General features: G+C 64.9%; 9 protein-coding genes. 5 read left to right on the forward strand and 4 right to left on the reverse strand.

The window, feature by feature from the left end; genetic code table 11:
* A partial coding sequence (locus tag DBR12_RS03845; RefSeq protein ID WP_146185464.1) for a helix-turn-helix domain-containing protein occupies window positions 1–411 on the reverse strand: 411 nt, incomplete at its 3' end.
* Between the two features lie 20 nt (window positions 412–431).
* Window positions 432–644, reverse strand: coding sequence for a hypothetical protein (locus DBR12_RS21935; protein WP_146185465.1), 213 nt, complete (start codon window positions 642–644; stop codon window positions 432–434).
* 93 nt (window positions 645–737) lie between these two features.
* Here DBR12_RS21935 and DBR12_RS03850 point away from each other — a divergent pair, with 93 nt between their 5' ends.
* The 3 genes from DBR12_RS03850 (at window position 738) to DBR12_RS03860 (ending at window position 5,447) form a co-directional block, all read left to right on the forward strand.
* Entirely contained in the window at window positions 738–1,826 is a 1,089-nt protein-coding gene (locus tag DBR12_RS03850; RefSeq protein WP_108616043.1) for a DUF6817 domain-containing protein, read from the forward strand.
* Window positions 1,827–1,949: 123 nt separating this feature from the next.
* Window positions 1,950–2,747: a MetQ/NlpA family ABC transporter substrate-binding protein gene (locus DBR12_RS03855; RefSeq protein ID WP_108616039.1), complete on the forward strand. Its 798-nt coding sequence runs from the start codon at window positions 1,950–1,952 to the stop codon at window positions 2,745–2,747.
* A gap of 369 nt (window positions 2,748–3,116) precedes the next feature.
* Window positions 3,117–5,447, forward strand: a complete 2,331-nt coding sequence (locus DBR12_RS03860) for a bifunctional diguanylate cyclase/phosphodiesterase (RefSeq protein WP_108616040.1) — start codon at window positions 3,117–3,119, stop codon at window positions 5,445–5,447.
* A 147-nt stretch (window positions 5,448–5,594) separates the two neighbouring features.
* Here the strand turns inward: DBR12_RS03860 and DBR12_RS03865 are convergent, their stop codons facing one another.
* Window positions 5,595–6,215 (reverse strand): FMN-dependent NADH-azoreductase, encoded by a 621-nt coding sequence (locus DBR12_RS03865; protein WP_108616041.1) that lies wholly within the window; start codon window positions 6,213–6,215, stop codon window positions 5,595–5,597.
* A gap of 131 nt (window positions 6,216–6,346) precedes the next feature.
* Between DBR12_RS03865 and DBR12_RS03870 the strand changes: the two genes are divergently transcribed.
* Together DBR12_RS03870 and DBR12_RS03875 are read left to right on the forward strand one after the other, a co-directional pair.
* Entirely contained in the window at window positions 6,347–7,294 is a 948-nt protein-coding gene (locus DBR12_RS03870) for a LysR family transcriptional regulator (protein ID WP_108616044.1), read from the forward strand.
* 183 nt (window positions 7,295–7,477) lie between these two features.
* Complete coding sequence (locus DBR12_RS03875) at window positions 7,478–8,347, forward strand: HDOD domain-containing protein (RefSeq protein ID WP_108616042.1); 870 nt, start codon at window positions 7,478–7,480, stop codon at window positions 8,345–8,347.
* A 60-nt stretch (window positions 8,348–8,407) separates the two neighbouring features.
* Here the strand turns inward: DBR12_RS03875 and DBR12_RS03880 are convergent.
* On the reverse strand, window positions 8,408–8,821 hold a 414-nt coding region (locus tag DBR12_RS03880), incomplete at its 5' end, for an ankyrin repeat domain-containing protein (RefSeq protein ID WP_233244289.1).

Consider the following 8,821-nt stretch of genomic DNA (forward strand, 5'->3'; position numbering starts at 1 on the left):
CGGCACGGCCGAGTCCAAGGCCACCCGCTGGCCGGGGGGGAAGACCACCTCCACCAGCTGCAGCGGCGAGGGCGCGGAGGGCGAGAGGCGGCGGCGCACGTAGCCTGAGGCGGGGTCTTGCCATTGGGGCTGGTCGGCGGCGCGGATGTGGGGAGAAGGGGCTTTCATGCCCTCTGCACCTTCGCTGCCGTCACCGCCATCCGCGCTGTCGTCAAAAAACGAGGCCAACGCCACGCCCAGGCCAATGGCCAGTTTGTCGAGCACCGCCGCCGTGGGGCTGCTTTCGCCGCGTTCGATGAGCGAGATGTTGGAGCGGCTCACGCCACTGCGTTCGGCCAGGGCGTCGAGCGAGTAGCCCCGGGCGCTGCGTAGTTCGCGCAGGCGCTGGGCGATGCGGTGGTGGATGTCCATGGCGGCAGTTTAGTGGAAATTTAATCCATAAAAATGGAAATTGCCAGAAAACTACCGAGCGCCTGGGCGAGATACGCGGTGCCGATGCGGATTGTGCTGAGGATGTTTGCTATATATTTAATAGCTGTTTGGGCAATGTGGTCGCGCGGAGATGGCGATTTTTGTTCGTAATTTGAAGGGTGTGTCCACTGGCGCAGCCCCTGGGCGATGCTGATACTGTGTGTACTTTGCATTTTTCTTCACCCACCAGCCGATCCAGCCTTTTCACTCGATCCTCCTGACTGGCTGGATTGGCCTGATTGCACGAGAACACCGGAGACACCACCATGACCTTGCCGCTTCACCCCCTGGATACCGATCTGTTTGCCCGAGCGCAACCGTTGCTGGACGATGAATGGCTGGCCCGCGACCCGGACCTTGCCCCCGTGTTGCCCACGGTGCTGGCGCGCAACGTGGGGCAGGACTGGCACAAGGCGGGCACGTTTCGCCACCACCTGGTGGGCGTGACGCGCACGCTGACGGTGTGGCAGCAGCCGCGCGACGTGCGCCTGCTGGGCTTGCTGCACAGCGTGTATGGCAATGCGTTTGTGGACCTCGTCAAGTTCGACCCCGCCAAGGAGCGTGCCCGGGTGCGCGAGATCGCGGGCGAGTCGGCCGAGCACCTGGTCTACCTGTTCTGCACGCAGTCGCGCACACAGTTTGTGCAAAAGGTACTGGCCCATGCGCTGGAGGCCGATGGCAGCCTGGTGCTGCAAAAAGACGGGCAGGACCACGTGCTCACGCCCTACGAAGTGGCGGCCTTCATCATCGTGAGCATGGCCGACACCATCGAGCAGTGGTTCAGCTGGCAGGACGACATCTTTTCGCGCTTTCCGGATGTGCAGCACCGCAGCCAGAAGGCGCATTGGGCCGCATCGCTCTGGCCCGGGCCCATGCGGCCGTCGGGGCGCATGGTGCACCAGATCAATGGCCTGGCCAAGGCGCTGCAGCACCCGGGGCTGAAGGACGTGCTGCCCATGCCGCCGGTGTTTGCACACTGCTCACAGCACCTGTCGGCCGCCAACGAGGCGGCGGCCACGTCGCTGTACTGGTCGGTCATCCAGCAAGACCAGCCGCTGGTGGACCTGGACGTGGCCACCGGCGTGCTGGAGAGCGCCGTGCGCCACAACCCCTGGGTGGGCGAGCCGCAGATGGTGCTGGCCCAGCTTTACCTGTCTGCTGGCCGCAAGGACGACGCCAAGGCCGCTGCCGAGAGCGCGCTGCACCTGTTCAGCGCCTGGGGCAATGCGTGGGACAAGCGCGTGCAGTGGGACGCCTGGGTGGCCTGGACGCGCATTCTGCTGCAGGGCGCGACGGTGGAAGGCGCCTGGCCCGAGCGCTTGGACAAACTCAATAACGTGGCGTTGCGCGGGTAGACGCAAAAAGAGGCGAGGGCAGCTTGTTATGCTTTTGAGTTGGAACGAAATGAAAACTTAGTCGTTCCAGTTTTATCGGGGAAACCCTAGGATGCGAGCCATCTCTTAACGAAAGGTGTTTCCGTGAACAAGCGCTCGCTCCTGCAAACCACTTTGGCCCTCGCTCTGGCAGCTGGTTTTTCTACATCCTCGCTGGCGCAGGACAAGCCCCTGAAAATCGGCGTGACCGGCGGCCCCCACGCGCAGATTTTCGAGCAGGTCAAGAAGATTGCCGAAAAGGACGGCCTGAAGATCCAGATCGTCGAGTTCAGCGACTACGTGCAGCCCAACGCCGCGCTGGCCGCTGGCGACCTGGACGCCAACAGCTACCAGCACAAGCCCTACCTGGACGCCCAGATTGCCGACCGGGGCTACAAGTTTGCGGCGGTGGGCTACACCGTCAATTTCCCCATCGGCCTGTACTCCAAGAAGGTCAAGAAGCTCGAAGACCTGAAGGAAGGCGCCAAGTTCGGCATCCCCAACGACCCCACCAACGGCGGCCGTGTGCTGCTGGTGTTGCAGGACAAGGGACTGATCAAGCTGCGTGATGGCGCGGGCCTCAAGGCCACGCCGCTGGACGTGGTGAGCAACCCCAAGAAGCTCAAGTTCGTTGAGCTCGACGCGGCCCAGTTGCCCCGTTCGCTGGATGACCTGGACGCCTCGGCCATCAACACCAACTTTGCGCTGTCTGCCGGCCTGAACCCCGGCAAGGACGCCATTGCGCAAGAAAACGCCAAGAGCCCCTACGTCAACCTGATCGCCGTGCGCGAAGCCGACAAGGACAAGCCCTGGGTGGCCAAGCTGGTGAAGGCTTACCAATCGGAAGAAGTGAAAAAGTTCATCCAGACCGAGTTCAAGGGTTCGGTGCTGCCAGGGTTCTGAGCCTGACAGCTGGCGCACCCTGCAAGGGGGTGCGCTGCGGTTGCCGGGGGCTTCTTGCCAAGGCCTTGCCTGTGCGCCCCAGGCTCAACCTGCCACAGGATGGGCCGTTTGGATACCGTGTGTTGCACGCGAAAATCTGAATGAAATCAGGCCTTTCCGCCTGTCCATAAAGCGCTGATTGCTATCGTAATGGTAGCAATCGCGTATAGCGATTGCACGTCGCTGTTGCATGTAGCTATCGCATGTAGCTATCGCATGTAGCTATTGCAAGTCCCCAGTATCCCCGCGCTCCAGTGGGAAAACCGCGCAGCAGCGCATGCATACACAATGGAAGAGTAACCTTCGGTAGCACCTCGCACATCCATACCCATGCCCCTTGCCGAACGAGCCCTCACAGCGGTCTGGCTAGGCGCAGCTTTGCTGCTGTTTGCGGCGTCGCTGTGGGTGCAGGACGTGTCGGTCCAGCTGTTTTTTGACAATGCCTCCTGGACACTGGCCTTTGGCCTGTCGGCCTTCTGGGCCTGGCGGGGGCGGGCGCAGGTGCCGCAGGCGCATCGCTTGCTGCACACGGGGCTGTTTGCGGGCACGGTGCTGATCGCTGCGGGGCAGCTGGTGTGGAACCTGCAGGTGGCGCTGGACTGGAACCCGTTCCCGGCGCCTGCCGACCTGTTCTTCTTGAGCGTGGGGCCGCTGTGGGCGGCCACGGTGATCCGCGCCACGTTTGCACGCCTGTCCAAAGACCGCGCCTATCCCGCAGCGCTTGACTTTGGCGGCGCGGTGCTGGCGCTACTGGCTTTTACCTTGGTGATCTACCTGCCCTCGGGGCAGGACCAGCCGCTGGCAGTGACCACGGTGCTGCTGCTGTACCCGGTGGTGTATCTGACCGCAGCGGGTGTGACGGCACTGGCCATGCCCACAACGGGGGTGCGCGTCACACGGGCACATCTGCTGGTGGTGGCAGGCATGCTGGGCTATGGCCTGAGCTGGATGCAATGGAACCTGATGCTGCTGGGCGGCACACTGCAGCCAGGCATGCTGCTCAATGCCAGCTTCAGTCTGGCCGCGTTGGCCCTGGGCTGGGGCGCGCGCGGGCTGAGGTTCGAGGTGTCGGACGACCCGGACTACCGACGCCGCTGCGATCAGGTCATGAACTATCTGCCCCTGGTGGCGATGGTGCTGGCAGCCATCACGCTGGTGCGGCTGTTCATCATCACTTCGGATGGGCGGGCCGGGGTGCAGGTGCTCATCCTGGTGTGCTGCCTGCTGGTGCTGCTGCTGGCGGCGCTGCGCCAGGCGATTGTGGTGGGGCTGCTCAACCGCCTGCGCACGGCGGAGGCGGAGGTGCTGCGCAATGAAGAACGGCTCTACCATCTGGCGCATTTCGATGCCCTCACAGGCCTGCCCAACCGGCGGTATTTCGAGGATGCACTGGAACGGGCGGTGGCCGAGGCCGCACGCGCTGCCCAGATGCCCGACCGCCGCGTGGCGTTGCTGCTGATCGACCTGGACCACTTCAAGAGCGTCAACGAAACCTACGGCCACCGCGTGGGTGATGCGCTGCTGTGCGAGGTGGCGCAGCGCATTCACCAGCTGCTCGAAGGCCAGTGGCTGGTGTCGCGCCTGGCCAATGACCAGTTCACGGTGATGCTGCAGCGCCCTGCATCGCGCACGGTGCTGGCGCAGCTGGCGACCACGCTGCTGGAGGGGCTGGCACGGCCCTGGGAGGTGTCGGAAGTGGGCGTCCAGTACATGGGCGCAAGCATCGGCATCAGTCTGTTCCCCGACGATGCCAGCAACAGCCTGGAGCTGGTGCAGCACGCACATTCGGCCCTGCACGCCACCAAAAGCGCGGGGCGGGGCTCCTACCGTTTCTATATCGAGGAGTTCACCCAGATCACGCGTGGCCGACTGGAGTTGCGCCGCCGCCTGCACAACGCACTGCAGGGCGGCGAGTTCTCGCTGGTGTACCAGCCGCAGCTCAACCACCTGCGCCAGACGGTGGGTGCCGAGGCGCTGCTGCGGTGGTCGGTAGACGGCAAACTGGTGCCGCCTGATGAGTTCATTCCCCTGGCCGAAGAGAGTGGACTCATCGTGCCCATGGGGCTGTGGGTGTTCGAGACGGCCTGCAGCCAGGTGGCGCAGTGGCGGGCCGAGGGCTGGCAGGTGCCGGTGGTGTCGGTCAATGTCTCCACCATCCAGCTGCGGGAGCCGGGTTTCACGCAAGCCCTTTTGGGCATAGTGCAGCGCGCCGGGGTGGCGCCGGCCAGCCTGGTGCTGGAGATCACTGAATCGCAGCTGCTGGACGAATCGCTTTATGCCATGGCGCTGGACCTGAAAAACGCCGGGTTTGTGCTGTCCATCGATGACTTCGGCACAGGCCATTCGTCGCTGATCAAGCTCAAACGCTTGCCGGTGAGCGAGCTGAAGATCGACAAGGAGTTTGTGCGCGACATCGTGGTGGACCCGAACGACCGCGAGATCTGCGCCACCGTCAACGCACTGGCCCGCGCGCTCGGCCTGGAGGTGGTGGCAGAGGGGGTGGAGACCGAGGCGCAATGGCAGCTTTTGGTCAGGATGGGCTGCCAGCGGTTTCAGGGCTGGCTGTTTGCGCCCGCCCTGGCGCCGCAGGAGCTGGCGCGGCAATGGCTGCAGCCGGCGGCACATGACCCGTTGGCGCGGGTTGTCAAAAATGATAGCTAATAAAGCATGATGGAAGCGCGGAAGGGCCAATTTTTGCTTTGAATCGCACCCCTAAAGCGCAACACCCGGCACGTGGCCGGGTGTTGGGCGGGCGCCGGGCTGCGGTTGCCCGGACTGTCTGCGATTTATGCCGCCTGCAACACCACGCTAGTTGGTGGCCACGCTGGTGTGGCTGGAGATTTCTGCATCGGCCGAGGCCAGGGCGGCAGCCTTGGCGTCTGGGCCCATGGCCACACCTTCAGCGCGAACAAACCGCACGTCGGTGATGCCGAAGAAGCCGAACACCACCTTCAGATAGCTCTCCTGGTGCTCCATCGCCTGGCCGCCTTCGCTGGTCGAATACACGCCGCCCCGGGTGGAGGCCACGATTACCGTCTTGCCACCGGCCAGGCCCACGGGGCCCTTGTCGGTGTACTTGAAGGTGCGACCGACCTGGGCCACGCGGTCGATCCAGGCCTTGAGCTGGCTGGGGATGGAGAAGTTGTACAGCGGCGCGCCAATCACGATCACGTCGGATGCCAGGAACTGGCTCACCAGCGCTTCGGACAGCGCGTTTTCAGCACGTTCTGTCTCGGTGGCCGCCGCCTGGCCGGTGCGAAAACCCAGCGACTGGGCCGACAGGTGCGACGGCGCCTGCTGGGCCAGGTCCAGGTACTGCACCGCAGTGCCGGGGTGGGTGGCTTGCCAGGCTGCCACGGTGCGGGCGGTCAGTTGGCGGGACACAGATTGTTCGCCGGTGATGGCAGAGTCGATGTGAAGCAGTTGCATGAGGAGCTCCTGGGGTTCTGTGGATCGGAGCCACAGCGTGTGGCCATGGGATGAATTGTGAAGATTCATCAAAATGTTGATAAGGTGGTGAACTTGCGATAGATTGTTCTATCAGTAGGACGATGTACTTTATGCAAGACCTCAACGACATGCTTTACTTCGCCGAAGTGGTGGAGCGCGGCGGCTTTGCCGCAGCGGGCCGTGCGCTGGGTATCCCCAAGTCCCGCCTGTCGCGGCGCGTGTCTGACCTGGAGACCCACCTTGGCGTGCGCCTGCTGCAGCGCACCACCCGCAAGCTCTCGCTGACCGAGGTGGGCGAGGCGTATTTGCGCCACTGCCAGGCCATGCGCGAATCGGCCCAGGCGGCGGCCGACACGGTGGCCCAGGTGCAGACAGTGCCACGCGGCACCATTCGCGTGAGCTGCCCGGTGACGCTGGCGCAGACCGTGCTGGCCGAACTGATGCCCCGGTTCCTGGCCACCTGCCCTGAGGTGCGCGTCGACATGCTGGTGAGCAACCGCGTGGTGAACCTGGTGGAAGAGGGCATTGACGTGGCGTTGCGCGTGCGCCCCTCGGTGGACGACAGCGGCAGCATGGTCGTCAAGCGACTGGACCACACCACGCAGATCCTGGTGGCCAGCCCCGAGCTGCTGATCCGCCAGGGCACGCCCAAGACGCTGGAAGACCTGGCCCAGCTCGACAGCATTGCCATGTCGGCGCCCGATGGCCGATCGACCTGGAACCTGATCGGCCCGGGCGGCGTGCACCAGGTGGTGCACCACACCCCGCGTTATGTGGCCGACGACCTGCTCACCCTCAAGTACGCGGCCGTGGCGGGCACCGGCGTTTGCTGGATGCCCGATTACATGTGCCAGGACGAAATGCGCGAGCGCAAGCTGGTGCGCGTGCTGCCCGACTGGGCGCCCGCGCCCTCCATCGTGCACGCGGTGTTCCCGTCGCGCCGGGGGTTGTCGCCCGCAGTGCGCCGGTTTCTGGACTACCTGGGCGAGGTCATGCCCGGGCGCAGCAGCCTGAGCACGCGGCAGGCGCTGCAAGGTTTGGATGGTGCCGACATCTGACGGCGCAACCCAGGGTCGCCTGGCTCAGACTTGGCAAGAGGCTGCCACAAAAAACCGCGTGCCCCCGTGGGGTGGCGCCCGCCGCACGCATTTTTGGCCCCACAATGCAACGAATTGCAACTGTGTGGGCCGTCGCCGTGCGTACCTGTGGGTAGCGATGGGCGGCCCAGGAACTGAGCCTTTGTGACTGCATCCCATCCCATCGACCAAGACATCCGGCAGGCCCGCGTGCACCCTGCGGTGCGCGCCATCGTGATCCCGCCGTGCCCCGAGTCGCTACTGCGCCTGCAGCAGATCCTGGCCGAGCCCGAACTGGACGCCACGGCGCTGGAGCAACTGGCGGCCTCCGATGTAGCCCTGGCTGCCGCCGTGATGCGGCTGGCCAACAGCCCGCTCTATGGCCTGGCCCAGCCAGTGCAGACGGTGGGCATGGCGCTCACGGTGCTGGGGCTGCGCCCTGCGGTGGAGCTGATGTCGGCTTTCATCACGCGCAACGCGCTGCAGGTGCGCTCGCCGCTGCTTGACCATTTCTGGGAAAGCTCGCAACGCCGCGCCATCGCCTGCGAACACATTGGTCACCAGCTGTACAGCTTTGACCCCGGCCTGGGCTACAGCTTTGGCCTGTTCTGCCATGTGGGCATGCCGGTGCTCGTCAAAGCCGTGCGTGGCTACGCCAGCACCGTGACCGAGGCGCTGGCCCGCAAGGACCGCACCTTCACCCAGACCGAAAACGCCAGCCACCGCACCGACCATGCGGTGATGGGCGCCATCGTGGCGCGCACCTGGCACCTGCCGGGTGACGTGGCCCAGGCCATCTGGCTGCACCACGACTTTGCTTGCCTCGATGACGAGCGGTTTGACCTCACCGTGCGCCACCTGGTGGCCCTGGGCCTGCTGGCCGAGTTTCTGGTCAACCAGCACGATGGCCTGGCGCCCACGCGCGAGTGGCTATTGCATGGCGAGGCCTGTATGGACCACCTGCATGTGACGCAGGACGAGCTGGACCACTGGATCGACGCGCTGCACCCGGCATTTGAGGCCGTGCGGTTCTGATCCCGGTGCGCTGCTGATCCATCGGAAGAACCCTTCGGGCTGAGCCCGTCTACGCCGCTCTCAGCGCGCTGCTTCCAATAGCTCTGCGAGGCGCGTGTGTCCCTGCTGGGCCGCGAGCTGCGCCGCATTCAGACCTTCGCGGTTCACCAGCGCCGGGTTGGCGCGCAGCGCTAGCAGCCTCTGCACGGTGGCAGTGTGGCCGTTCATGGCAGCCAGCATCAGCGCGGTTTTCCCTCCGGGGTCGCGGGCATCCACCGGTGTGCCCTGTTGCACGAGTGCTTCGACCTGCTGGGCATGGCCCGTGCGGGCGGCTTCCCAGATGGTGCTGGACACAGCCGCGCCGAGGTTTTTTTGCATGGCAGGGGCTGCCGGCGCTGATTCCTGGACGGCTGGTGCAGCGGAGGCCGGTGCGCGCTCGCGCCTTTCGGCACCGGATTCGGCGGGGGGGGCTGCAGCCGTCGAGGGCATGGGGGG

Source organism: Acidovorax sp. HMWF029 (assembly GCF_003060895.1).
Classification (GTDB): Bacteria; Pseudomonadota; Gammaproteobacteria; order Burkholderiales; family Burkholderiaceae_C; genus Acidovorax.

Coding starts and splice junctions, on each gene's coding strand:
- DBR12_RS21935 (WP_146185465.1), bottom strand. CDS start 644: ATGCAAAGTACACACAGTATCAGCATCGCCCAGGGGCTGCGCCAGTGG.
- DBR12_RS03850 (WP_108616043.1), top strand. CDS start 738: ATGACCTTGCCGCTTCACCCCCTGGATACCGATCTGTTTGCCCGAGCG.
- DBR12_RS03860 (WP_108616040.1), top strand. CDS start 3,117: ATGCCCCTTGCCGAACGAGCCCTCACAGCGGTCTGGCTAGGCGCAGCT.
- DBR12_RS03865 (WP_108616041.1), bottom strand. CDS start 6,215: ATGCAACTGCTTCACATCGACTCTGCCATCACCGGCGAACAATCTGTG.
- DBR12_RS03870 (WP_108616044.1), top strand. CDS start 6,347: ATGCAAGACCTCAACGACATGCTTTACTTCGCCGAAGTGGTGGAGCGC.